The sequence below is a fragment of the Shewanella oneidensis MR-1 genome (genome assembly GCF_000146165.2).
GTDB classification, from domain to species: domain Bacteria; phylum Pseudomonadota; class Gammaproteobacteria; order Enterobacterales; family Shewanellaceae; genus Shewanella; species Shewanella oneidensis.
The window spans coordinates 1,066,392-1,091,194 of the sequence record NC_004347.2 but is presented as its reverse complement, the minus strand read 5'-3'; the positions used below and the strand labels follow the sequence as shown (position 1 = coordinate 1,091,194).

The 24,803-nt window shown below is 47.6% G+C and carries 20 protein-coding genes and 1 riboswitch; of the genes, 5 read left to right on the top strand and 15 right to left on the bottom strand.

Annotated elements, in window-relative coordinates; translation table 11 throughout:
- Positions 1-72 precede the first annotated feature (72 nt).
- The 5 genes from SO_RS04895 to SO_RS04875 form a co-directional block, all read right to left on the bottom strand.
- Positions 73-1,542 (bottom strand): inorganic phosphate transporter, encoded by a 1,470-nt coding sequence (locus SO_RS04895; RefSeq protein ID WP_011071309.1) that lies wholly within the window; start codon positions 1,540-1,542, stop codon positions 73-75.
- Between the two features lie 188 nt (positions 1,543-1,730).
- On the bottom strand, positions 1,731-3,407 hold the full coding sequence (locus SO_RS04890) for an OpgD/OpgG family glucan biosynthesis protein (protein WP_164925635.1): 1,677 nt from the start codon (positions 3,405-3,407) through the stop codon (positions 1,731-1,733).
- A gap of 566 nt (positions 3,408-3,973) precedes the next feature.
- On the bottom strand, positions 3,974-4,450 hold the full coding sequence (locus SO_RS04885) for a GNAT family N-acetyltransferase (RefSeq protein WP_011071307.1): 477 nt from the start codon (positions 4,448-4,450) through the stop codon (positions 3,974-3,976).
- Positions 4,451-4,847: 397 nt separating this feature from the next.
- Positions 4,848-5,582 carry an LrgB family protein gene (locus tag SO_RS04880; RefSeq protein ID WP_011071306.1) on the bottom strand — a complete coding sequence of 245 codons (735 nt, stop codon included), beginning with the start codon at positions 5,580-5,582 and terminating at the stop codon, positions 4,848-4,850.
- Positions 5,582-6,016 (bottom strand): CidA/LrgA family protein, encoded by a 435-nt coding sequence (locus tag SO_RS04875; RefSeq protein WP_011071305.1) that lies wholly within the window; start codon positions 6,014-6,016, stop codon positions 5,582-5,584. The genes SO_RS04880 and SO_RS04875 overlap by 1 nt, the downstream gene beginning before the upstream one ends.
- Positions 6,017-6,137: 121 nt before the next feature.
- Between SO_RS04875 and SO_RS04870 the strand changes: the two genes are divergently transcribed.
- Entirely contained in the window at positions 6,138-7,028 is an 891-nt protein-coding gene (locus tag SO_RS04870) for a LysR family transcriptional regulator (RefSeq protein ID WP_011071304.1), read from the top strand.
- A gap of 3 nt (positions 7,029-7,031) precedes the next feature.
- Here the strand turns inward: SO_RS04870 and SO_RS04865 are convergent, their stop codons facing one another.
- The gene (locus tag SO_RS04865; protein WP_011071303.1) at positions 7,032-7,856 is read right to left on the bottom strand and encodes an outer membrane protein; all 825 of its coding nucleotides are present in this window, start codon (positions 7,854-7,856) and stop codon (positions 7,032-7,034) included.
- 371 nt (positions 7,857-8,227) lie between these two features.
- Between SO_RS04865 and SO_RS04860 the strand changes: the two genes are divergently transcribed.
- Genes SO_RS04860 through SO_RS04850 form a run of 3 tightly spaced genes read left to right on the top strand, consistent with a single transcriptional unit; the run spans position 8,228 to position 10,366 of the window.
- A complete protein-coding gene (locus SO_RS04860; RefSeq protein ID WP_011071302.1) occupies positions 8,228-8,962 on the top strand; it encodes a basic amino acid ABC transporter substrate-binding protein in 735 nt (244 codons plus the stop codon).
- 5 nt (positions 8,963-8,967) lie between these two features.
- Positions 8,968-9,648 carry an amino acid ABC transporter permease gene (locus SO_RS04855; protein WP_011071301.1) on the top strand — a complete coding sequence of 227 codons (681 nt, stop codon included), beginning with the start codon at positions 8,968-8,970 and terminating at the stop codon, positions 9,646-9,648.
- Positions 9,641-10,366, top strand: coding sequence for an amino acid ABC transporter ATP-binding protein (locus tag SO_RS04850; RefSeq protein ID WP_011071300.1), 726 nt, complete (start codon positions 9,641-9,643; stop codon positions 10,364-10,366). The genes SO_RS04855 and SO_RS04850 overlap by 8 nt, the downstream gene beginning before the upstream one ends.
- 336 nt (positions 10,367-10,702) lie before the next feature.
- Here SO_RS04850 and SO_RS04845 read toward each other — a convergent pair whose 3' ends face one another.
- From SO_RS04845 to SO_RS04805, 9 genes are all read right to left on the bottom strand, one after another.
- Complete coding sequence (locus SO_RS04845) at positions 10,703-11,110, bottom strand: hypothetical protein (RefSeq protein WP_164925633.1); 408 nt, start codon at positions 11,108-11,110, stop codon at positions 10,703-10,705.
- 735 nt (positions 11,111-11,845) lie between these two features.
- Positions 11,846-12,469 (bottom strand): cob(I)yrinic acid a,c-diamide adenosyltransferase, encoded by a 624-nt coding sequence (gene cobO / locus SO_RS04840; RefSeq protein ID WP_011071298.1) that lies wholly within the window; start codon positions 12,467-12,469, stop codon positions 11,846-11,848.
- 15 nt (positions 12,470-12,484) lie between these two features.
- Positions 12,485-14,017 (bottom strand): cobyric acid synthase, encoded by a 1,533-nt coding sequence (locus SO_RS04835; protein WP_011071297.1) that lies wholly within the window; start codon positions 14,015-14,017, stop codon positions 12,485-12,487.
- Positions 14,018-14,228: 211 nt separating this feature from the next.
- The gene (cobU, locus tag SO_RS04830; protein ID WP_011071296.1) at positions 14,229-14,834 is read right to left on the bottom strand and encodes a bifunctional adenosylcobinamide kinase/adenosylcobinamide-phosphate guanylyltransferase; all 606 of its coding nucleotides are present in this window, start codon (positions 14,832-14,834) and stop codon (positions 14,229-14,231) included.
- On the bottom strand, positions 14,831-15,619 hold the full coding sequence (locus SO_RS04825) for an adenosylcobinamide-GDP ribazoletransferase (protein ID WP_011071295.1): 789 nt from the start codon (positions 15,617-15,619) through the stop codon (positions 14,831-14,833). Before SO_RS04825 ends, cobU begins: the two co-directional genes overlap by 4 nt.
- 106 nt (positions 15,620-15,725) lie before the next feature.
- Positions 15,726-16,778: a nicotinate-nucleotide--dimethylbenzimidazole phosphoribosyltransferase gene (gene cobT / locus SO_RS04820; protein WP_011071294.1), complete on the bottom strand. Its 1,053-nt coding sequence runs from the start codon at positions 16,776-16,778 to the stop codon at positions 15,726-15,728.
- A gap of 312 nt (positions 16,779-17,090) precedes the next feature.
- Positions 17,091-18,233 carry a FecCD family ABC transporter permease gene (locus tag SO_RS04815; protein ID WP_011071293.1) on the bottom strand — a complete coding sequence of 381 codons (1,143 nt, stop codon included), beginning with the start codon at positions 18,231-18,233 and terminating at the stop codon, positions 17,091-17,093.
- Complete coding sequence (locus SO_RS04810; RefSeq protein WP_011071292.1) at positions 18,230-19,174, bottom strand: ABC transporter ATP-binding protein; 945 nt, start codon at positions 19,172-19,174, stop codon at positions 18,230-18,232. Before SO_RS04810 ends, SO_RS04815 begins: the two co-directional genes overlap by 4 nt.
- A 127-nt stretch (positions 19,175-19,301) precedes the next feature.
- Positions 19,302-19,524: riboswitch (cobalamin riboswitch) on the bottom strand.
- A 166-nt stretch (positions 19,525-19,690) separates the two neighbouring features.
- On the bottom strand, positions 19,691-20,440 hold the full coding sequence (locus tag SO_RS04805) for a histidine phosphatase family protein (RefSeq protein ID WP_011071291.1): 750 nt from the start codon (positions 20,438-20,440) through the stop codon (positions 19,691-19,693).
- Between the two features lie 217 nt (positions 20,441-20,657).
- Between SO_RS04805 and metH the strand changes: the two genes are divergently transcribed.
- Positions 20,658-24,392 (top strand): methionine synthase, encoded by a 3,735-nt coding sequence (gene metH / locus SO_RS04800; RefSeq protein WP_011071290.1) that lies wholly within the window; start codon positions 20,658-20,660, stop codon positions 24,390-24,392.
- Positions 24,393-24,803: the final 411 nt, after the last annotated feature.

The following is a 24,803-nucleotide window of genomic DNA, read 5'->3' as shown; positions in this document are numbered from 1 at the left end:
GAAACGGCACTGAACCGAAAAACCAAGCCCTCAAAACTTGGCTATGTGAGCATTCAACTTGAGTAGTCTTGGCTAACCCCAAAGTGTATTGGCAAGGATAAACACACACGCGGAGAGCAACATAGTAATAGGGAGTGTTAGCACCCAAGCCAGTAGAATTTGCTTAATGGTTTGACTTTGTAGCCCAGAGCGATTGGCTACCATAGTCCCCGCCACCGCCGATGACAAAATATGCGTAGTCGATACCGGCATCCCAGTGACGCTCGCGATGCCAATCGACACAGCAGCAGTCACCTGCGCGGCAATACCTTGGCTATAGGTCATTCCCGAGGAGCCAATTTTTTCTCCTACGGTATACACAATTCGCCGCCACCCCACGAGCGTGCCACAACCTAACGCGGTCGCAATCGCCACAATCACCCAAAGGGGCGCGTATTCTGTCGGTTTAGTCAGGTCTTTACGCCACTTAGCGAGAGAACTTAATTCCTTAGCGGGTAACTCTAATTTAGCCACCTTGCGCGCAGTGTCATCAATACACAGTAACAAACGTCGCACTTCACGGCGCTCTTCTATAGTCATATCCTGAAAACTATTGACCTGTTCCAAACGACGATCAAGTGACGACATTGCAGGCAATACGGTTTGTGCCGAGCAATGACTTAGCAGTGTATCACTAGCATCAACCTTTGCTTTTACATCCACTAAATCGCTAATCACCGCTTGATTACGGCTGTAGATAGCCATGATACGACGGTTTGCATCCTGTGTTCGTGCTAAATCATAGGATTGAGTGCTCATATCGAGGGCAAAATACGCAGGGGCCATACAAATAAGCACGAGCATCACTAAGCCAATGCCTTTCTGTCCATCGTTAGAACCATGGGCAAAACTAACCCCCATGGCAGAAGCAATCAAACTCACTCGCGCCCAGAAAGGCGGATGCCTTTTACCATTAATCTGAAACTGCTCATCAGGGGTGCGATGGATCTTATGCTTTGCCCAAATAAACTTCATCAGCAATAAAAATATCCCCGCCAACACAAAACCAAGCGTGGGCGAAATAATCAGGGATAACATAATCTGCGTGGCTTTGGTGAGGTTAATACCATGCAAAATGGGCTGATTATGTATCCAAGCGAATGCACCGCCAACGCCCATAATTGAGCCAATTAAGGTATGGGAGCTAGAGGCTGGAATGCCAAAGTACCAAGTGCCTAAATTCCAAATAATCGCGGAAAATAATAGCGAAAAGACCATCAACAGCCCTTGGGTAGAGTCCATCCCCAACAAGGAGTCAACGGGAAGTAGATGCACTATGGCATAAGCGACACCAAGCCCACCGAGTAGCACGCCAGCAAAGTTAAAAAGTGCTGAAGAAACCACCGCTAAATTCGCTGGCATCGCCTTGGTGTAGATGACTGTTGCGACCGCGTTGGCGGTATCGTGGAAGCCATTGATAAACTCGTAGGCCAGCACAAATAACACGGCAAGCACTAAAGCTACCGACCAACCAAGACCGATAGAAGTAAATATCTCAAACATAAATCGCAAACCTATGACGAGGACGCAACAGATTACGCCCAAGACAGGGGTATTTGACAGTGAAAAATTATTTAGATTTTCAAAAAGTGAATCAGCCCTCAATAACTCTGAATGCGACTTGCAATTAACAAATGGCTTGATGCAAAAACGCCAGCACTAAGGCTGGCGTTTTAATTTATCAGTATCGCTTACTGAAGATGACCGGCGTTGTGCAGCTCACGCTCGTTCATTGGCGGTGGTGTCCACTGGTACATCCACGTCTCAGTTAACGGCTGGCCGTCCACTTCTAAGTAAACTCTTAGGTTAATCGGCTCTACACTATCCTCTGGTGGCACAATGTCGAACATAGCGCGGTAACCATTGATCGCATGCTGTGGACGAGCAGATTCGATTTCTACGCGACCTTGAGATGTTGAAATCACCGCTTTCACTTGGGCATCTTTACCCAGCATAGGTAAAGAACCACCAGCAAAATCAATTACAAAGCGCTTGCTATAGTACTTACGCTTTTGACCTACCACGCCACCAATACCGGTAAAAGTATCCACTACGCGAGCGCGTGGAGACTGTTCAGGTGGAATGCCACCCCAGTACATGTTGTAGCTGTACAGTAGCTCTTGGCCAGGTTGAATAGGCTCAGCAGGATTCCAGAAAGCCACGATATTGTCGAAGGTTTCGTCCAGCGTTGGAATTTCAACTAACTGAACTGAGCCTTTACCCCAATTGCCCGTTGGCTCAATCCACAGACTTGGACGCTTCTCGTAAAACACACCATCATCTTGATAATGGTCGAAATTACGATCGCGCTGCAATAAACCAAATCCCTTAGGATTCTCATCGCTATAGGCGTTGAATCGCAGATTACTTGGGTTGCCTAGCGGGCGCCAAATCCATTCACCGTTACCAGTGTGCATGGCTAGACCGTCTGAATCGTGGATCTCTTGACGCCAGTCGTAACCAGTGCGGCGATCGTTCTCACCCACCATAAACATACTGGTCAGCGGCGCAACACCCAAACGTTCGATGGCTTTACGCGGATATATGGCTGCATCGACCTTCATTTTCAAACGCTCACCCGGCTCGATATCGAAACGATAAGCACCAGTGACGCTTGGCGAGTCTAGCAGTGCATAGACGGTCGCAATATTTGAGCCCGGCTGTGGTTTCTCTAACCAAAAACGGGTGAACATGGGGAATTCTTCAGGCTTAGGCAGCGCAGTGTCCACCGCTAGACCACGGGCAGAAAGACCATACTGCATTTCCTGACCTACGGCGCGAAAATAGCTAGCCCCTAAGAAGGCGACCACATCACGTTGCCAATCGGTGTTGAACTGCATTCTAAAGCCAGCAAAACCTAAATCTTTAGGTAATTGGCTGCCCTTCACCTTCGACTTACCGTAATCGAACATAGAAGGAGAATATTCAATCCGCTTAGCCTTGCCGTTTTCCAATTGATAAATATGGACAGGAGTATCGAAATAGAGACCTAAGTGAAACAACTCGGCGCGAAACTCTGAATCGTCTTCACGCCACAGTGCGGCTTTTTTCTTGAAATGGAATTGCTGGTAATCATCCCAGCTCATGCCCTGTAAGCTTTTTGGCAACTCACCCTTATGACTTACATAGGACTCAGTCGCCAGCGTATGAGCATAGCCTTTCAACCAAGCGTAGCTAAACTCTTCTTCCTGCGGTGCACTCGCTTTACCCGCTGCACAAGCAGATAAGCTTAACAACACACTGCAGGTCAGTAATACGCTGCCCACCATGCGTTGTAAACGGCTTCGGGTAGAAGGAGCTTCTAACGATGGCATCACCATCGGCTCACGATTTAAATGTCTTTGTTCGGGAAATAAATTGGGTTGCATAAGCAGACTCTGAATTGGTGTAACTTCCTGACATTTCTCTGCAAAAGTAAGCATTATTGCAGTGACTGCCCTGTGGAGAACTGTTGATGACAGTGATAAACATACCTCTATCTTCATCAGTTCGCCAGAATCTAACATAATTTCGACGCAATGGAATACGTCACAGTGACAATATTCAATACTGACGCCAGTTTATGAAAATAGTATTAAAAAGGGCTGCAAAATTCAGCCCCTAATTGTCACAAGCTCAATCTGGTTATGAATTTGTACCCATTGCTGTTTTTAGTTTGTTACAAGCAAAGTTAAAGCAACTAAACACACTCCCCTACGACGATACCTACAGATTAGCGATGGCTTGAGCTCATCTTAAATCAATCCTAAACGTGGCAATATAAGATACCGTGACACAGGTATTGGCAATCGCGCTAGACTCCCTATCCGATAGAGGCTGTCACTATCAAACAGATACTGAGTCACGAACCAGAGCAAGCTTGTCGATAACAGTATGTTTGAGAAGATATATAACCCGCACTCCCCATTTATATTACAAACCACCCTTTTAGGCATTAGCGCAGCACCAGCTCAATCAAAGACGCCGTATCAGCCTCTTCTTGAATGACATTACCTGTTTTTACAAACCCATGGCGCAGCAACACTCGTTGAGATGCAACATTATGCTGAGCTACATGGGCAAAGAGCGGTCTTGACCTGACTAAGGGTAAAAATACACTCAAAGTCAGCGTGGCAATGCCGCGCCCCCAATGGGCGCGATCAATCCAATAACCAATCAACGCCTGCCCATCTGCATGCCAATGACAGATATTGCCCACAAGCTGGCCTTCGACTTCAATTCCCAGTGCAAGTACAGCCTCCTGACCGAGGATATTCTGCTGCCAATGTCGGTAAAAAGCCTCTCGATCCCGCGGTGGAAATTGCGCTAATTGGCAAGCTACTGGATCAAGTTGATGAGCAAAAATCAGCTCGAGATCGCTTTGGGTAATCGGCCGTAAACTCACATTCAACACGCTTTCCTGCTTGTCCATCATTGGTCCCTACTCGATTCAGTTGCGTCATCAATAAGAAGTCAGCGTTATGTACCAGCTAAAAAAAATGGGCGCATAACCCAAGCAGAGGTTAGCGCCCTAAGAGGCAAAACAAAATCATTTCAAGGTAACAAAGTCATACTCACGTAAAGATGCTTAACTCAAACTAACTAACCTGAGCTCGAAGCAGAGCCGCTGAATAGGCATCTTTTCGGGCTTCTCTGCGTTGATCTGTCTAACCATAGCTCGCTATGGCGTACGATAGAGCGCCTTGATATACGCAAAAATCTGCGCATTCAGCCAGAAAATAGATTTTTCTTTTCAAAAGAATCACTTATAACATTGATTTAGTTTGTTAAATTGAGATTTTTTCGACACTCGTTACCCCGAGTTCAGGTTAACTAAAAATCAGCGCAAAAAACGGGGCTCCCAACACCATCGCAATACCGATAAAAATCATGGTTAAACTTGCAATTACGCCCTCTTGCTGGCCTAACTCACTGGCTTTTGCTGCGCCCGCACCATGGGCTGAAGCGCCCAAGGCCACCCCCTTGCCTAACGATGTACGAATATGCATCAGCTTAAAGAGTGGCTCGCACACTAACATGCCGATAATGCCAGTGATGAGTACCATCATGGCGGTAAGTTCTGGCACACCACCAAAGGCACCGGTAGCCTCCATCGCAAAGGGCGTCGAGACGGAGCGAACTAACAAACTCTTAGAAAGCTCTACTGGCAAAGGCACAAACTTGACTAATAGCCAGCTCGAGACCATGCCCAATAACAACCCTGCAATCACGCCAAAGGCAATGGTCAGCGGATATTGGCGAATGAGTTTACGCTCCCGATAAATAGGCAAAGCAAATGCAATCGTTGCAGGAGCCAACATGGCCATTAACCAATGGGTGTATTCAAAATAAGTCGGCAATGGAATATCGAGATTAAACACCAAGAGCGTGATCACCACGGGCGCGAGTACAATCGGCGCTAACCACCATACTCGGTGGCGTTGATACAATATCTTGGCCGCAAAATAACAAAATAACGTGAGTAACAAGCTGATGAGCGCCAATCCCGTCTGAGAAAACACTAACTCAGATACTGCCGCTGGGCTTAAGTTAAGGCTCGACATTACGCAGCCTTAGCATGACGACGAGCATGCTTTTTGATATTGAGTTGACGCTCGAAGCGAAACACTCTGTCAACCACAAACCCCGTGCCCACCATCACGCACACACTGCCCATGACTAAGGTAAAGAGGATATTCACCCCATACTGCTCAAATAGGCCTTCATACTTGATTACTGAGATCACAGGCGGAATAAAAAACAGCAGTAACTCACCAATAAGCCAAGCAGCGCCGAGCTGCACGGCATTTTCAGGGATCAACTTAGTTGCAAGTAAAATCAGTAAGATACCTAACCCCAACACACTGCCAGGCACAGGCGAGTGCGCCCATGTCGCAAACCAATGGCAGGCAAAAGACAATAAACAAAAGAGAGCAATTTGGGTTAACAATAAAGCCCCGTAACGGCATCGACGTATTGCGGCTTGTAGGTAAGACATGTGGTTTCTCGATTTACACTCAAAGTTGCGATGTCAGTATTTTAGGCTTGCCTATTTTATAAAAAAAATGAATATTAAGAATGTAATCCATGAATTTTAAGAATGCATTATCGAGGCAAAAATGGATCTTAAAGTGCTGCGCTATTTTATCGAGATTATCGATGCCGGTGGTTTTGGTAAGGCCAGCGAAAAGGTTCATCTCACCCAACCTGCACTCTCTAAGGCGGTACGTCAACTTGAAGAAGAGCTCGATTTAGTGCTGCTTGAGCGGGGCAAACGTGGCACTCAGGTCAAACTCACCCAAGCAGGCGAAGTGGTTTATCGCCATGGCAAAGAGTTATTGGCTGGCCGCCAACGCATGTTAGCCGAACTCAGTGCCCAGCGCAGTTTAACTGCGGGCGAATTAAGGCTTGGCCTTGCACCGCTAGGCAGTGCTGAAATTTTTGCGCCTGTCATTGCCAAGTATCGCCAGCAGTATCCACAAATCGAGATGCACTTATTAGTCCGCGGTGGGGTTGAGCAAACGCTAGCGATTCAGAAGGGCGAAATTGAACTGGCTACTGGCATCATCAACTTTGACGATGGTTATGACGGCATTCGAGTGTTTAACGATCCTATGGTGGTGGTTCTACCCAAGGAAAATCCCCTCACCGCAAGGGAAATGCTCTCAATCCATGACTTAATCGATGAGCCACAAGTCATGTTCGAGACTGAATACACCTTGCATCAATTGGTGCTAAATGCCTGTCAGCATGCGGGATTCTCCCCCCAAAATATCACCCGAGTCAGCCAAGCTGACTTCGGAATCGCACTGGTGGCAGCGGGAACAGGTGTGATGATACTGCCGCGCTCAATTGCGCGGCGTTATAGCGTATCAGGGGTAGTTAATATTCCCTTAGCGAGTGATGAACTGCGCTGGGAGTTATCCCTCTTTTGGCGCAAAGAACAGGTATTGTCCTTTGCGGCGCAAGCGATGATTGCGTTAGTAAAAAAGCACTTAACCCAAAAATAGCGTCTACCAAGGCACGACTAAGCTAAATCGCACTAAGGTATCATTATCCCAAGGTAGGATAGGTAAGTAATTGGGCGAATTTAGGTTCACCTTGGCAAAGGGGTCCAAGTTATATTCAGTATGTTCGACATACAGCAACCACTGGCTGCCCTTTTCCCAGTAATCGGTATCATAACTCATGGTCAAACGATACTGATTTTCAAGCCATTGGTCGCCATCGTTCCAAGTTTGAGCAGCTAAGTTCAGGTTTAATTTTGGCGTCAAATCAAAACCAAAACTCCCCATAACTGTGTAGGCAAACTCGCTATTGCCAAAATCGCCTCTATCGTAACCTCGGGTGCGGGGCACATCATCGTCGATCTCTAAAAAGTAATAGCCCGCGCCAGCTTTAAGCTGTGCTTGAGTTTGCTGGCCGTGATAATTGGCTGTTAGCCCAGGAAAAAGCTTCGCCTGCTTCTCCACTGAACTCACTGTATTACGCTTGCCCTGTAAATCCACTTGCCACCCAAGGGATAACTCGGGGGAAAAACGATAAAGCTCCCCAAGAGCAGCATATTCCGATTTGAACCACATCGGAATATGGTCAGGATCCAACTTATCCCTATCAATATCGATAAACATATCCAGCACTGCAGACAGATAAATATCCGATGCCGTAGTATGTTCAATAATGATGTTACCGTTGGCCCCAAAGGTATGTGAATTCTCTTGCTCCACAATAAAATCATGAATGCCCATGGTGTAATGCCATTGGGTTGATTCTTCTGCACAAACTGACGTTGCTAGGCCTAAAAGCAGCGCCGTAGGTGCCAAAATTAGGTATCTCACATTGAGCTCCATAAAAGGTTTTTTATACTAAATTAAGATTAGACAATTTAAGCATAATTTAATGAAATTTTTACCATTTGTATCTGAGATAGTTCATAAAAATCCATCCCTTTCGCTGAAGTGAATAAAAATTTGCATATCTCATCGTTTAAAACCATAGAATTGCTATTCACGGTCACCCTAAACAATTTAGCAACCTTTTTAAAAAACTATTGATATCAAACACCATAATCATATTAAACATGATGTCCATTATTTAAACTGCCATATTGAAAATGAATTTTTAGTCACAAATAAAGCATAATTATTGACACAAGAACGCTATCCTCCTATAGTCGCCACATTGCAAGTTATCCAAAAGAGAGTGTTAAATGAAAAAATCCATGTTATTAGGCGGCCTAACCCTCACTGCCACCTTGTTGTTAGCTGGATGTGGGAAAAGCGAAGATGTTTTAGTCGTAGGAACCAATGCCGCATTCCCGCCCTTTGAATATGTAGGCGGACAAAGTGGCGACGAAATCAAAGGTTTCGACATTGAGCTTGCCAAGCAAATAGCTAAAGATGCGGGCAAGACCCTAAAAGTCGAAAACATGAAATTCGACTCGCTGATCGTGGCCCTAAACTCAGGCAAGATTGATTTTATCGCCTCGGGTATGACTATCACCCCCGAGCGGCAGGCAAGTGTTAACTTCTCTGAGCCCTATTACGAAGCCACTCAAGTGCTACTCGTCAATAAAGATAACGAGAGTATTCATACGCTTGATGACATTAAAGATAAACATTTTGCGGTACAGCTCGGCTCAACCGCCGATATGATGTCTAAAAAATATACCCAAAAGGTCACCGCCTTCAATACCGGATTCGAAGCCATTATGGAGCTTAAAAATGGCAAAGTAGATCTTGTGTTGTTTGACAGCGAACCTGCTGCTAACTATCTGGCGAAAAACCCCGATCTCAAACTGATTAAGCTGGATTTTCCTCCCGAGTTTTATGGTTTTGCCGTCTCAAAACAGCAACCTGAACTCCTCAATAGCATTAATCATACGCTGAAAAACCTGAAAGAAAACGGCCAGTATCAGGCACTTGTTTCAGCCCATATCAAGTGATCCCTATGTTAGAAGCAATCAATACTTCGCTGTTTAGCCCCATTGGCGACGACGGCATGATAGGCATACTGCTCATTTTAAATGGCTTGAAAGTCACTTTGATTGTGACCTTCTTCGCCATGTTACTAGGCGCAGTATTAGGCGTGGGCACCACACTGATGAAGATGTCATCTAAGTGGTATATCCGCTTCCCCGCCGAACTCTATGTGGGCGTGATCCGCGGCACGCCTGTGGTGGTGCAGTTAGTGATCCTTTACTTCATCGTGCTGGCAGCATTGGATGTCGATAAAATCACCGCTGCCATTATCGCCTTTGGCTTAAACAGTGGCGCTTATATCTCTGAGATTATTCGTGCTGGCATTCAAGCCGTCGATAAAGGCCAAACCGAAGCCGCGCGCTCGCTTGGTCTGTCACAAGCGATGACAATGAAGCTGATTATTCTGCCGCAGGCGATTAAGAATATTCTGCCCGCATTAGGCAATGAGTTTATTGTGCTACTCAAGGAAACCGCAGTGATTGGCTTTATTGGCGGTGTGGACTTGATGCGGGCGGGAGAAATTATTCGCAGCCGCACCTTTGAAGACAGTGTTCCACTCTTTACCTGCGCGCTGATTTATCTGTTCCTAACCTACAGCTTCACATTTATGCTGTCGAAATTCGAAAAGAGGTTGAAGCAAAGTGATTAACATAACCAACCTACACAAAAGTTACGGCGATAATGCGGTCCTTAAAGGAATCAACGAACATATTCGCCAAGGTGAAGTGGTGAGTGTTATCGGCCCCAGCGGGAGCGGTAAAAGCACCTTTTTACGCTGCATCAACCTGTTAGAAAACCCAACCCAAGGGGATATTGAAATCGAAGGGCAATCCATTACCGCCAAGGATGCCTGTGTCGATAAATTACGGCAAAAAGTGGGCATGGTGTTTCAAAACTTTAACCTATTCCCCCATAAAACCGTATTGCAAAACATTACCTTAGCGCCAGTGAGCCTAAAGTTAATGACCCAAGCCGAAGCCGATAACAAGGCGCTGGCACTGCTCACTCAAGTGGGATTACAGGATAAAGCCAATGCCTATCCTTCAAGCCTGTCAGGTGGACAAAAACAAAGGGTAGCTATTGCCCGCGCACTGGCGATGGAGCCGGATCTGATGCTATTTGATGAGCCCACCTCGGCACTCGATCCTGAAATGGTCGGCGATGTACTGGATGTGATGAAGGACTTAGCGCAAAAAGGTATGACCATGGTGATTGTGACCCACGAAATGGGCTTTGCGCGCGATGTTTCCGACAGAGTCATCTTTATGGATGGCGGCTATGTGGTGGAATCCAATATCCCCGAGGAGTTATTCACCCGCCCCAAAGAAGCCAGAACCCAAAGCTTTTTAAGCAAAGTACTGAGGTAATAGAGATTTATACAACATTGAAAGGTGAACAATGGTATTTGCGCGATGACACATGCCCCGTCTATGGGGCAGACGGTCGTCTCGCTAATCACCATGGCTCACCTGTTTAGCATCGGCGTAGCCTGTTTGTTTTAAAAGAAGATTTGTAACTCGTTTGTGGACTGAACCTTGTTAGATTTTTTACTCTTATTCATTGGTTTCGGATTAATATTTCTATGGAGTAACGTCAAAGATCAACGGCTGGGAGGTTGTGTCCAACAAGCACGAACGACATGAATCCGGCTCCGGTGCATCATCTTGTTGGGCTGATTCAATATTGATATAAATTATTTCAATTTAGATTATTTTTGGTATTGCAGTAATTACATTTCCAAACTCATCATCCTTATAAATCAGACTTAAAGCGCCCTTATGAAAATGAAATTCCAACCCCATATATTTTATTATTGCAGGATTACTGCCATCGCGTTGCACTGATTCATCTTCTGGCCGGCCAAACATTGCAATTATTTGATCATAAGTACAGTTAAGATTTATATCAAATTCCCTATCGCCAATTTTAATTATTACCGTTTGAATTGACATTTTAATTGTTGATATATTCTCCATATTTTCAGCCTTGCCTTTACTTGTTGTGTTTTTGAATAATGCACAAACATACAAAAATATATTCACCTGTATAAAACTACTTATAATTTGTATTGGAATATATAAATAATCGAACCAACTTGGTAGATCCTGCATGGTGAGCCACCATGTAGGAAAAGATAAAATCCACGTTCCCCAGCTAGCGCATAAGCATGGTCGAACATGCTCCAATTATCCTTAAACCCCAAACCGATGGCACCAGCCAGCGATATCCAAAAAACAATAACAAGGATTAAATGGATTAAGGTGTAGGAGATTATTCGTTTAAATTGCACTACTTTCCCCTAAACATAACATCTTAGTATTTATGCGCTGCGCTGTTTGCAGGGCATAAATCGCTTGTTGGACTTAGCCGCTGCCACATCCATGTCAATTGGTACAAATGATGCTATAGGAATTTGCTTTTTTGCGGTAGCGGTTTTTTTACATTTTGGTAGGTAATCATTTGATATCGTTTTAGCTTCTCATTCTTTTACACTCACGTCTGACTTATTATTGAACTTGATTGACAGCATTTTTAGCCTCGCATTCAGGCTGATACTCGTACCACATTTTCTCATTGGCTAATGTAATTGCGGTTGGATAACACTGATAAGGCCAGAGCTCTGTAGCATTACTCAAATTGGGTCAACATATTGATGTTGACGTTAGCTAGATACCAGTTTGCTAACGAGGAAAGGGGCAAAAGCTTTTAGCAAAATGAACAGTTCAATGGTCGATAAGATTGGCATTGTTGCAACTGTGACCGTTGGCGGCATGGCCGCCATTTTATCTCAGTCCAATATTGGTATAAGAAATATCGCTTTATGGCTATAGCGATACTCGCTCAGTTTAATAATCAAACCCCAGCTGTGCTTTTATTCCGGCCTCAAAGGCATGTTTTATCGGTTGAACCTCGCTCACCGTATCGGCCAGCTCAATAATCGCTCGATGGCAAGCGCGGCCAGTGATAATCACATGTTGCATCGGCGGGCGGTTTTTAAGTGCAGTCAAAATCCGCTCGACATCAAGATAGTGATAACTCACCATATAGGTCAGCTCATCGAGCATCACGCAATCAATGCTCTCGTCTTGCAGTAATGCTTCGGCAGCTTCCCAAGCGACAAGAGCGGCTGCGGTATCCTTTTCTTTATCTTGGGTTTCCCAAGTAAAACCGGTGCCCATAACATGAAAACTAACGCCAGCACCTTCAAGTAGATTACGCTCACCGCATTCCCAAGTGCCCTTGATAAATTGCACTACGGCGGCTTTTTTGCCATGGCCAACGGCGCGGGCAACGGTGCCAAAAGCTGAGGTCGACTTCCCTTTGCCATTGCCCGTTAGGACTAACAAAATGCCCTTTTCATCCTGAGCAGCGGCAATTTTTGCATCAACTCCCGCTTTGAGTTTTTGTTGGCGCACCTTGTGGCGTTCAGCCTTTAATTGTTCTTGGTTATTATCGTTTGCTGTTGTCATGGTTTGATGTTCATCCTACGGCTTAACTGATGCGGTTAAGATTGCCTGTAATTGTGGTAAGTCTAGATGTTCGGCCAATACATCGGCCAACCTATCCAGTTGTTGTTCTCGAATAGCATTAATATCAATTGCTTGTGCATCTTCTAATCCCGCCCAACGCAGAATTAACTGGCACGCATCAGGGCTGTCGAATAGCCCGTGTAAATAAGTGCCTAGCACTTGCCCGTCCTCACTTAAACAGCCGTCGGCAAAAGACTTTTCCGCCTGTTCATCGCAAGTTAACTCATTTATCAAGCGTAATGGCGCGCCCTTGGCGGCATCACTGGACGTGAGATATTGGGACTCACCGCAGTGGATCTCATAACCTTTGACTGCCACAGTCTGCCCTATCAATGTCAACTCGCCTGCGACGCAACGTAACTGCTTTTCGGCTTTAAATTCGGTGCTGATGGGTAAATAACCTAGCCCTTGGCTAGTACCGAACACATCTTCAATCGCTAACGGATCGGCAATGCGCTCACCCAGCATTTGATAACCACCACAAATTCCCAGCACTTTACCGCCGTAGCGCAAATGCTTAGCAATTTGCTTATCCCAGCCCTGCTCACGTAAAAAAGCCAGATCGGCTCGGACATTCTTACTACCAGGCAAAATCAGCAAATCGGCGGCGATCTCCGGCGTCTGAGCTAAGGCTTGCGTCTGGAGTGACACATAATCAAAATCGATATCGGGATGCAGCCTCAGCGGATCAACATCCGTGTGATTACTGGTGCGCGGATAAACCAGCACTCGCACCTTAAAACAACTCTTGGCCTGCTTAGTTGGCGAGTCAGTGAGCGCATCCTCGGCGTCTAAGTGTAAATCATGCAAATAGGGCAGCACGCCCAATACTGGCTTTTGCGTATACGCCTCAAGCCAATCAATACCAGACTGCAACAGGCTGATATCGCCGCGAAAGCGATTGATCACAAAACCCTTTACCCGCGCCTGTTCTGACTCGGATAACAGCGCCAAGGTCCCGACCAAATGGGCAAACACGCCGCCTTTGTCGATATCGGCAATAATAATCACGGGGCAATCAACCGCTTCGGCAAAGCCCATATTGGCAATATCCCCAGCACGCAGGTTGATTTCAGCTGGGCTCCCCGCCCCTTCAACCACTATGGTGTGATATTGCTGACCTAGGCGTTCAAAGGAGTCCAACACGGCATTAAGGGCCATGGCTTTATAATCTTTCGATTTTTCTCCAAAAAAAGCCGAGGCTTCGAGTGTCGTTAACGCTTTACCCTGCACAATAATTTGGGCGCCCGTATCTGAACTGGGTTTGAGTAAAATCGGGTTGAAATCAGTATGAGGCACTAAATAACAGGCCGCGGCTTGCAGCGCCTGTGCGCGGCCAATCTCGCCGCCATCAACAGTCACGGCACTATTGAGCGCCATATTCTGCGGTTTAAAAGGCGCGACGTTGACGCCCTGACGGGCCAGTAATCGACATATTCCCGCCACCAACGTGCTTTTGCCTGCATCAGAGGTGGTGCCCTGCACCATTAATACTTTGGCGCCTTGGGGCAGTGTTTGAGACAAGCAAGAGGTTGCCGCTATATCGGTTACCGTGGATGCGGGCGCTTTATTTACATGCATGGGTAGGAATATGACTCAATAGAGGAATTAGATAAAAGGCGCATCTTTTAATACGAACGAAACGCGAAAGCAGCTCAGAATAACATTCACTCGATCAAACATTAGCTTAATCTAAGCATTAGCTCGATTTCAGCACCAGCGGTAAACCTGCCACCACTAAGGTCACATTGTCCGCAACCGCCGCAACAGCTTGATTTAACCAGCCCGCCTCATCGACAAATTGGCGACTTAGTTCCCCCATGGGCACAATGCCAGAGCCTACTTCATTACTGATTAAAATCACCGCACCTTCAAGCGCGTTTAACGCCCCCACAAATTCCGCTTTTGCCTGTCGCCACTGGGCTAACGCATCATGTTTAGAGGATGTAGCAACCGTTATGGCAAAATCGGAATCGGTCGAGGCGGGTTCATCCGCAGGGTTTCCTGCAAGTAATTGATTGCTTAACCAAAGTGTTAAGCAATCCACCAAAATCACCCTACCAGGTTTGGCTAAACGCTTAAGCCTGGCGGTTAATGCCAAAGGTTCTTCGACTAGCTGCCAGTCGATATCATCCATGGCACGACCGTCCTGATGTAAACGGATCCGACTGGCCATTTCAGCATCGAGTGCCTGCGCTGTCGCTACATAACAGGCATCGAATCCTAAAGCCGTATACTGGCGTACTAAGGTTTCGCCGTAACGACTCTTGCCGCTACGTGCGCCGCCTAGTACTAAATGGATCACAATATGCCACCCACAACCAGCAGTACAAAATAACACACGATTTCACAAATTTGCTGCGCAGCGCCTAAGGTATCGCCTGTGTAACCACCAATTTGACGTCTAAAAATCACCACAATCAAACGGCGCAACCCTATCATCACTAACAGCAACGACAGGGCAGCAATTCCCTTAAGCACCAGCAGCACTAACACACCGCTGGCGATCAAAATAAATAGATCATTAATGCCTTGATGCTGGGCTAATGGCTTGGACTTGCTGGTCTCATCATCACGCACGTATGTCTCGGTAAAGATAAGACTCGCGGCCACCACACGGCTCACAGTGTGGGCGACAATCATTGCCGAACCGGCAACCACGGGGTCATAAAGTGCTAATTCTACTAATAATTGCCATTTAAGCAGCAGCACCATAATCAAGGCTAAAGCGCCGTAACTGCCAAGGCGAGAATCCTTCATAATTCGCAGCTTGTCTTCGGCCGTCCAACCGCCACCGAAGCCATCGAAGGTATCGGCTAACCCATCTTCGTGGAATCCACCGGTCAACAGGATACCCGTTAACATCGACAGCAATACCGACACCCCAGCAGGCAACCAGTTTTGGGTGAGCCAAAAGATAATGGCGCTTAACAGTCCCACCAACAGACCCACTAGGCCAAAGTAACGACTGGCTTTATTGAGTTTATCGGCATCGACTTCGACCCATTTGGGCATAGGAATGCGGGTAAAATAGCCCATGGCCACAAAAAACAAATCTATCTCTTTGTGCCAGCTTTCGCGTTCTGACATAAAGCATCCTTAGTGAATACACACTTGCAGCAAGGTTTAAAGTTAAAACGGTTAGCTAAAAGTTATTATTTTAAATAAGTTAAATAAATAACTTAGCAGAGCTACATCATACAACAGCCTCAATCCCAGCATCACTAAAACTCGCCATTTGATTGTAAAAATTTGCTGCAGCTTGAATTAACGGCAATGCTAGGGCGGCGCCTGTGCCTTCACCTAATCTCAGGCCCAAAGATAACAAGGGTTTAGCCTGTAAATGTTCCAGCATGCGTTGATGACCTTGCTCCTCGGAGCGATGGGCAAAAATCAGATAATCCCGCACATTAGCATTGATAGTCACTGCCACTAACGCGGCGGCAGTCGCGATAAAACCATCCACAACCACCAACATTTTCCGCTCGGCTGCAGCCAGCATTGCGCCAGTCATTTGCACAATTTCAAATCCACCAAGACACGCCAGCACTTGTTTTGGCCCCGTCATGGCACTTTGATGCGACAGCAGCGCCAGTTCAACCAGCGTTAACTTACGCGCTAAGGTCTCACTATTGATCCCCGTGCCACGACCCACACAATCGGCCACTTCTAACTGCATAATCGCCGCCATAATCGCCGCCGCAGAGGAAGTGTTGCCAATACCCATTTCACCAAACGCGACCAGATTACAGCCCGCTTGATGGTGACGCTCAATTAACTCCCGCGCCATGGCAAAACCTTTATCTACGCAATCCAAAGACATAGCGGGTTCTAAGTGAATAGCGCCAGTACCCGCACCAAGGCGTTGATCGATAATCCCTTCAACACCCTCAACAGGGGTGAGAATACCGCAATCAATCACTTCAAGCGTTAAGCCTAATTGCCGACAAAACACATTGATGGCCGCGCCGCCTTCAGCAAAGTTTTGTACCATTTGGTGGGTCACTTCACTTGGGGCAATTGAAACCCCTTCGGCTGCAATGCCATGATCCCCCGCAAATACCAACATGGTGGGTTTGACGATCTGCAATTGCTGCGGCCCTTGGATGCGAGCGATTTGCAGAGCTAAGGATTCTAGCATCCCTAAGGCACCGGGCGGCTTAGTCTTAAGATCGATTTTCTGTTGAATAACCTGATCCTGCGCTTTACTCACAGGCTCGATTTGAAATGACAGGCTTGATTGAGACATTCACACTCCACTCGCTAATCCAAATTGAATAACTACGGCGCATCCCACGCCTATTTTCCATACATCTTAAGCATTAAATTAACCTGAGCCCGGGATAAGTAGAGCCGCTGAATAGGCATCTTTTCGGGCCACTCTGCGTTGCTCTGTCTAACCATAGCTCGCTATGGCGTACGACAGAGCGCCTTCATATGCGCAAAAATCTGCGCATTCAGTAAAAAATATTTATCCATTTAAAAACAATTATTTATATCATTAATTTAGTTTGTTAAATTTAGGTTTTTTCGACACTCGTTACCCCGAGTTCAGGTTAAATTAACTGGCCACCTTTCGCCGACGCAGAATAAGCAAAAAGAAAAAACTGCCTATCGAGGCGGTAATAATCCCCACGGGCAGCTCTTGATTGCCCAGCAAACATCTCGCAAGCACATCAATCCACACCATAAACAGGCCACCCACCAATGCAGTGAGCAGGATTGGCTGACGACCAGGAAATAACAAGCGCACCGTATGGGGGATCATTAATCCAACAAAGCCAATACCGCCGCAGGTCGCCACTAAAATGGCGGTAATTAACGAGCACAGCAGCAACATATTGAGGCGTAATTTGGGCACATTCACCCCTAAGGTATGGGCCGTTTCATCCCCCGCTTGCAAAGCCATAATCTGCCGCTTCCAACCGAGGATGATAAAAAAACTCACCAGCACAACGATGGTCGGCAAAATTAATAGCGACCAACTGGCCTTAGCAAAACTGCCCAAACTCCAAAAAAGCACGGATGCCGTGGCCTGCGGGCTGGCAAAATACAGCAGCAAACTGGTTAACGCGCCAAACATAAACGATGTTGCCACCCCTGAGAGCAGCATGCGTTCAACTTGGCTGTTGAGCCCTAACCCCGATAAAGCCAAAACAATAAGTACGGATAAACTGGCACCAATAAAAGCGCCAAAGGGCAAACTAAACCACTGGAGCCCAGCCAATATTTCCGCACCACTAAATATTCCCGAGTTGGCAATCACACCCGCATTCGCAAAAAAACCTGAACCGGAAAACAACGTCAGCATCACCACAGCGCCAAAGGAGGCTCCTGAGCTAATCCCAAACAAATAAGGGTCGGCAAGGGGATTGCGAGTCACGGTTTGCAACACACTGCCCGCCAAAGACAGCCCCGCCCCCGCCACAAAGGCGAGCAATATTCGTGGTAGCCTTAATTCCATCACAATCCGATCCGTCATCGCGGCAGTGCTTGGCGCATTCTCACCCATAAATAACTGACTGAATTTATCTATAAAAACATTAAAAACATCTAAAAAGCTGATATTCGCCGCGCCAAAACTGGCGGCCGCAATCGGCGTCAGCAGAGTAAAACCCACCAAGGCTAACATCAGCCATTGCTGGCGAGTTAATGGCGTAAAAATAGGGGTTAACAGGGTAATCAGCTTAAGTCTGCTTATCATGATGGGGTTTTCACCCCATTAATGATATGGGGAGGATGGATTGCGCCCTCTTCATCTGTCTTTGATTTTTGATAGCCATATGATTTTTGATAGCCATAGAAGTAATTAATCAACGGGTTAGCATGTTGTGGATGGGGCATCACTTGGGCGCAAACCCCAAAAACTTGGGCAATGCGCTCCTCAGTCAACACCTCAGTTGGCGTGCCCATGGCGCTCACTTGCCCATTATCGAGTAGCAGCAAACTATCACACAGGGCGCTTGCCAGATTCAGATCATGAATCGAGGCAATCACACTAATGCCAAGGCTTCGAACCAGCTCCAAAATTTGTATTTGGTAGCGCACATCGAGGTGATTTGTGGGTTCATCTAAAATCAGTAGCAGTGGTTGTTGCACGATAGCGCGGGCAATCAGCGCCCGTTGTTTCTCGCCGCCCGAAAGCCGCTCATATTGCTGATGCAACTTATGACTAAGGCCAACCTTCTCAAGCGCTTTAATAATTTTGTCGCTATCACCGCTGGAATGGCTATCAAACATTCCTTTATGGGGCGTGAGTCCCATGGCAACCAGTTGCTCTGTGGTCATATCAAAATAGTGCGGCGTATCCTGCTGCACTACGGCCACTTTACAGGCAAATGCCTTGGGCGAAAGCTGACTAATATCCTGCGAAAACAAGCTGATCTGCCCCTGAGTCGGGCGAATAAAACGATATAGACAACGCAGTAAACTGGATTTACCCGCCCCGTTAGGGCCGATTAATCCCAGCATTTCACCGCGCTGCAGGGCAAAGTTAACCCCAGAGAGAATGGTTTTGCCTTCGATGGTCCAACTCAATTGGCTGACATTGAGTGCCACATCTTGGCTGACATTGAGTCCCACATGAGTTCGCGCCGCCGAAGGTTGCGCAACTGTTGATGTAACTGTTGATGTGGAAGGCTGCATTAAAAGCCACTCCCACAGGCATATTTTGTGTTGCCAAAACCCTGCTGCGCCATGGGCCACAGGGCGAGACGTATCAATATCATCTTCTGCTCCCTCGAGTCACCCGCTCGAGAACTAAGGCTGCACGCAGCGAAAACAGCAATAGGCAGGTCTCCTGACTTGTAGAAAAGAAGGTGCTAGGCTTTAGAATCTAGAATCTAGAATCTAGAATCTAGAATCTAGAATCTAGGCGCTTCTTTTAACTACTCACAGTTGCGGGTACAGTTCGGGCTGGCTGACGGGCAGCGCCCCGATTCCCTATTATATTTGGGTTGATCCGGCGTTTATGACCTTAATGCAATAGCATAGGTTAGCGCGAAATTCCCAACACCTATTTCTGCGACATTTAAGCTTAGCGAACAAAATGCGCTATCTCACTCAAACATCAAGGAAAAGCATTATCCTATATCTGGCTCATTAGGCAATGCCGTTTAAATCAGAAAATGTTCAACATCGCATTTGATGCTGATGCAAACCTCACTCACCATGGCCCGATGGCCAGTCTAAGCGCCAGTATCGAGTCCCTTGGTTATCTTCAAGTACATTGATAGTCACCAGCGCCGCCACGGGCAGGGTGAGCTGACTATAAAAACCCACGGCTTTCACCGCCCCCAACGCCCTCGCCATTAAATGACGGATCACCCCACCGTGGGTCACCACCCAAATATTGGCCGCAGTATCAGCTGCAGCATCGGCGGGTTTATCACCAAGGGGAAGGCACGCAAATGCTTGCTCGAGAATGGCCGCAATTGCGCGATCAACTCGGGCCTCAAAATCGGCCATCGTTTCACCCTTGGGCGGCGCTACAGCCCAAGGATCTTGCCAATAGGCCGCCATGCGCTCGCCATCCTGTTGATATAACTCATCGAGCAAGCGACCATCCCAATCGCCAAAATCCATTTCTTGTAGATCCTCCAGCAGGCTGACCTCAAGCGGCGAAGATGTTGGCGCAGCAAAGTTGTTTGAACTGATGCAGTTTGAACTGGCACTGGCGAAGCTTGAACTGACGGACGCGCTAGCATGCTTAGTCGCCAACACCTTGGCAAATTCAGCACAGCGCCTCGAGGTGGAGCTATAAATACCGTGGCACTCACAGACCTGCAAAGCGACTGCCGCCGACATCTGCCGCCAGCCCTTGGCACTTAAAGGCACATCAACGCGGCCACGTAAAATCGCCCCGCCCTCGCATTCCCCATGGCGCAACAGTAATAAGCGAACTTGTTTCATATATGCCTTTTAAAAATCTTAGGACCTAGACTCTAGATTCTAGATTCTCGCTCCTAATGACTTTCACCTTGCCCTGACAATCCGATGTCGCGTATTATGGACGTCTATACGTATAAATGTCCAAAACAAAACGAACGACATTCAATAATAAAATGCAATTTGCCGCAAAATTGCATACTTTTGGACTCAACTTAGCTGTAGTAAAGGTAATCATTTTATGGCGATATCACCCAATCGAGCGAGCCACACACTGGCAGACATTCGTAACCAGCTGTCGACGCGCATTCTGATCTTAGACGGTGCCATGGGCACGATGATCCAAGGCTACAAGCTGGAAGAAGCCGATTATCGCGGCGAGCGTTTCAAGGATTGGCATACCGATGTAAAGGGTAATAACGACCTGTTAGTCCTGACTCAGCCACATATTATCAAACAAATTCACACCGACTACTTATTAGCCGGTGCCGATATTATTGAAACCAATACCTTTAACGCCACCACTATCGCCATGGCCGATTATGACATGCAGTCATTGTCCGCCGAAATTAACCGCGAAGGCGCGCGCCTTGCGCGTGAGGCCTGTGATGCAATCGAACAGGCCACAGGCAAGCCACGTTACGTCGCTGGTGTGTTAGGGCCCACTAACCGTACCTGCTCTATCAGCCCCGATGTGAACGACCCTGGCTTTCGTAATATCCACTTCGATGAGTTAGTGACCGCTTACTGCGAATCGACCCGCGCGCTGATTGAGGGCGGTGCCGATATCATTATGGTCGAGACCATTTTCGATACCTTAAACGCCAAGGCAGCGCTATTTGCCATCGAAACCGTATTCGATGAACTGTTTGGCGCTAACTCGCCTGCGCGTTTGCCAGTGATGATCTCCGGCACCATTACCGATGCCTCGGGCCGTACCCTGACCGGACAAACCACCGAAGCCTTTTATAACTCCCTTCGCCATATCAAGCCGTTATCTATCGGCCTTAACTGCGCCCTTGGGCCAAAAGAGCTGCGTCCCTACGTTGAAGAACTGTCACGCATCGCCGAATGTTATGTGTCGGCGCACCCTAACGCAGGTTTACCAAACGAGTTTGGCGGTTACGATGAAACCCCAGAGGACATGGCCAAGGTTATCCAAGAATGGGCCCGTGAAGGCATGCTCAACATTATCGGCGGCTGCTGTGGTAGCACGCCCGAGCATATTAAGGTCATTCGTGAAGCCGTGGAGCAGTTTGCACCGCGCGTATTACCCGAGATCCCTGTCGCCTGTCGCCTCGCGGGTTTGGAACCGCTCACTATCGACGCCCAAACCCTGTTTGTGAACGTGGGCGAGCGCACTAACGTTACTGGCTCGGCCAAATTTTTAAAGCTGATTAAAGAAGGCAAGTTCGAGCAAGCGCTCGACGTCGCCCGTGAACAGGTAGAAAGCGGCGCGCAGATCATCGACATCAACATGGACGAAGGCATGCTTGATGGCGTGGAGATCATGCACAAGTTTTTAAACTTGATCGCCTCTGAGCCAGATATCAGCCGCGTGCCGATTATGATCGACTCCTCGAAGTGGGAAGTGATTGAAGCGGGCCTCAAATGTATTCAAGGCAAAGGCATTGTTAACTCAATCTCCTTGAAGGAAGGCGAAGAGAAGTTTATCGAGCAAGCGACCCTCGTTAAACGCTATGGCGCAGCAGCCATTATTATGGCGTTCGACGAGCAAGGCCAAGCCGACACTAAAGCACGCAAAGTCGAGATCTGTACCCGCGCCTACCGCGTGCTGGTCGATAAGGTGGGTTTCCCGCCCGAAGACATTATCTTCGACCCGAATATCTTCGCGATTGCCACAGGTATCGATGAGCACGATAACTATGCTGTCGATTTTATTGATGCCATTAAAGAGATTAAAGCCACCCTGCCCCATGCAATGATTTCCGGCGGGGTGTCGAACGTGTCGTTCTCCTTCCGCGGTAACAACCCAGTGCGTGAGGCGATTCACGCGGTATTTTTGTACCACGCCATTAAAGTCGGCATGGATATGGGGATTGTCAACGCGGGCCAATTAGCGATTTTTGACGATATCGACCCCGAGCTTAAAGTGCGGGTCGAAAACGTGGTGCTCAACCTACCTTGCCCGGTTGAAGGCTCGAACAATACCGAGCAATTGCTTGAGATTGCTGAAAAATTCCGTGGCGATGGTTCAAGTAGCGCCAAAAAAGAAGATTTAGAATGGCGCTCATGGCCTGTTAATCAGCGTTTAGCCCATGCGCTGGTCAAAGGCATCACCGAGTTTATTGATGAAGATACCGAAGCCGCTCGCCAAGCCGCCTCACGTCCGCTGGATGTGATTGAAGGCCCGCTGATGGACGGCATGAATATCGTCGGCGACCTGTTTGGCTCGGGCAAAATGTTCCTGCCACAGGTGGTCAAATCCGCGCGGGTGATGAAAAAGGCCGTGGCCTACCTCAATCCCTTTATTGAAAAGGAAAAAGTCGCAGGTCAGTCGAACGGTAAGATTTTGATGGTGACCGTAAAAAGCGATGTGCACGATATCGGCAAAAATATTGTTGGCGTGGTACTCGCCTGTAATGGCTTTGAAGTGTTCGATTTAGGCGTGATGGTGTCGGTAGAGCGCATTCTTGAGGCGGTGAAAGAACACAATATCGATATTATCGGCATGTCTGGGCTGATTACCCCAAGCCTTGATGAGATGGTGCATAACGTCAAAACCTTCCACCGTGAAGGCCTCACCATTCCGGCGATTATCGGCGGCGCAACCTGCTCGAAAATCCATACGGCGGTGAAGATTGCGCCCCATTATCCCCATGGCGCGATTTACATTGCCGACGCCTCCCGCGCCGTGCCCATGGTCAGCAAACTGGTCAATAACGAAACCCGCCAAGCAACCATTGATGAAACCTATGCCGAGTACGACGATATGCGCACCAAGCGTTTATCCCAAGCTAAGCGTAAGGAAATCGTCTCGCTAGAGGCCGCCCGCGAAAACCGCTGCCAGCACGACTGGGCCAATTACAGCCCATTTAAGCCAAACGTACTCGGTCGCCAAGTGTTTGATGATTATCCATTAACCGATTTAGTCGACCGTATAGACTGGACGCCGTTCTTCCGCGCGTGGGAGCTGCACGGCCATTACCCTGAAATCTTAAGCGATAAAGTGGTGGGCGTTGAGGCGCAAAAACTGTTTAGCGACGGCAAGGCGATGCTTAAAAAAATCATCGAAGAAAAGTGGCTCACCGCCAAGGGCGTGATTGGGCTGTTTCCCGCTAACACAGTTGGCTTTGATGATATCGAGCTTTATACCGACGAGACTCGCACAGAGGTTGAGCTGACCACTCATCACCTGCGGATGCAGCTTGAGCGGGTGGGTAACGATAACTTCTGTCTGGCCGATTTTGTCGCGCCCAAAGACAGCGGCGTTGCCGACTATATGGGCGGCTTTGCGGTCACCGCAGGTCATGGGATTGATGAGCATGTCGCCCGCTTTGAGGCAAATCATGATGACTACAACGCCATTATGCTCAAATGCTTAGCCGACCGTTTAGCCGAAGCCTTTGCCGAGCGGATGCACGAGCGCGTACGTAAAGAGTTTTGGGGGTATGCCGCCGATGAGCAGCTCGATAACGAGGCGTTAATTCGCGAAAAATACAAGGGCATTCGCCCCGCACCGGGTTACCCCGCTTGCCCGGATCACACCGAAAAAGGCCTGCTGTGGGAACTGTTAAAGCCGAATGAAACCATCGACTTAAACATTACCGAAAGCTACGCCATGTTCCCCACCGCCGCAGTATCTGGCTGGTATTTCGCCCACCCGAAATCCCGCTACTTTGGCGTGAGCAATATTGGTCGCGATCAGGTGGAGGATTACGCTAAGCGCAAGGGGATGACTGTTGCCGAGACGGAGAAGTGGCTGGCGCCAGTGTTGGATTATGACCCTGAATAGGGAGTGATCCTGACTGATTTTTAAAATTAGTCGGGATCGTTATTACGCTAACGCGGTTTGAGATCTAAGATCGGTCTTGCGACCGAAAAGGTCGTGGGGCTTCACCCCACACCCGATGTTGCTGGTTCGTTTTGCATTGCGAACTAGCAACAATATCGCTGTAAAGTAATGATGCAACTCATTGCCTGCCGCAGGCTTTCGCACTGTTACCCCAGTGACACGCCGTAAATACATCCTTGTAGGCTCTACTAAAACATCCATGTTTTAGAAGGTCACTGGTGCAACAGTGCCCTATCAGGTGTACCCATTAGCTACAGCATGTATTTTTTATGGGCTAATTAAAAAATTAAGCACATAAAAGACTAGCTTCATGCTAATCAGCAACTTCGCAGGGGATAGGTGAACTTCTGT

Excerpts from the sequence above, each read along its gene's own strand:
- SO_RS04895 (WP_011071309.1), bottom strand. The coding sequence starts at position 1,542 with ATGTTTGAGATATTTACTTCTATCGGTCTTGGTTGGTCGGTAGCTTTA.
- SO_RS04890 (WP_164925635.1), bottom strand. The coding sequence starts at position 3,407 with ATGCAACCCAATTTATTTCCCGAACAAAGACATTTAAATCGTGAGCCG.
- SO_RS04885 (WP_011071307.1), bottom strand. The coding sequence starts at position 4,450 with ATGGACAAGCAGGAAAGCGTGTTGAATGTGAGTTTACGGCCGATTACC.
- SO_RS04880 (WP_011071306.1), bottom strand. The coding sequence starts at position 5,582 with ATGTCGAGCCTTAACTTAAGCCCAGCGGCAGTATCTGAGTTAGTGTTT.
- SO_RS04875 (WP_011071305.1), bottom strand. The coding sequence starts at position 6,016 with ATGTCTTACCTACAAGCCGCAATACGTCGATGCCGTTACGGGGCTTTA.
- SO_RS04870 (WP_011071304.1), top strand. The coding sequence starts at position 6,138 with ATGGATCTTAAAGTGCTGCGCTATTTTATCGAGATTATCGATGCCGGT.
- SO_RS04860 (WP_011071302.1), top strand. The coding sequence starts at position 8,228 with ATGAAAAAATCCATGTTATTAGGCGGCCTAACCCTCACTGCCACCTTG.
- SO_RS04855 (WP_011071301.1), top strand. The coding sequence starts at position 8,968 with ATGTTAGAAGCAATCAATACTTCGCTGTTTAGCCCCATTGGCGACGAC.
- SO_RS04845 (WP_164925633.1), bottom strand. The coding sequence starts at position 11,110 with ATGCAGGATCTACCAAGTTGGTTCGATTATTTATATATTCCAATACAA.
- cobO (WP_011071298.1), bottom strand. The coding sequence starts at position 12,469 with ATGACAACAGCAAACGATAATAACCAAGAACAATTAAAGGCTGAACGC.
- SO_RS04835 (WP_011071297.1), bottom strand. The coding sequence starts at position 14,017 with ATGGTGCAGGGCACCACCTCTGATGCAGGCAAAAGCACGTTGGTGGCG.
- SO_RS04825 (WP_011071295.1), bottom strand. The coding sequence starts at position 15,619 with ATGTCAGAACGCGAAAGCTGGCACAAAGAGATAGATTTGTTTTTTGTG.
- cobT (WP_011071294.1), bottom strand. The coding sequence starts at position 16,778 with ATGTCTCAATCAAGCCTGTCATTTCAAATCGAGCCTGTGAGTAAAGCG.
- SO_RS04815 (WP_011071293.1), bottom strand. The coding sequence starts at position 18,233 with ATGATAAGCAGACTTAAGCTGATTACCCTGTTAACCCCTATTTTTACG.
- SO_RS04810 (WP_011071292.1), bottom strand. The coding sequence starts at position 19,174 with ATGCAGCCTTCCACATCAACAGTTACATCAACAGTTGCGCAACCTTCG.
- SO_RS04805 (WP_011071291.1), bottom strand. The coding sequence starts at position 20,440 with ATGAAACAAGTTCGCTTATTACTGTTGCGCCATGGGGAATGCGAGGGC.
- metH (WP_011071290.1), top strand. The coding sequence starts at position 20,658 with ATGGCGATATCACCCAATCGAGCGAGCCACACACTGGCAGACATTCGT.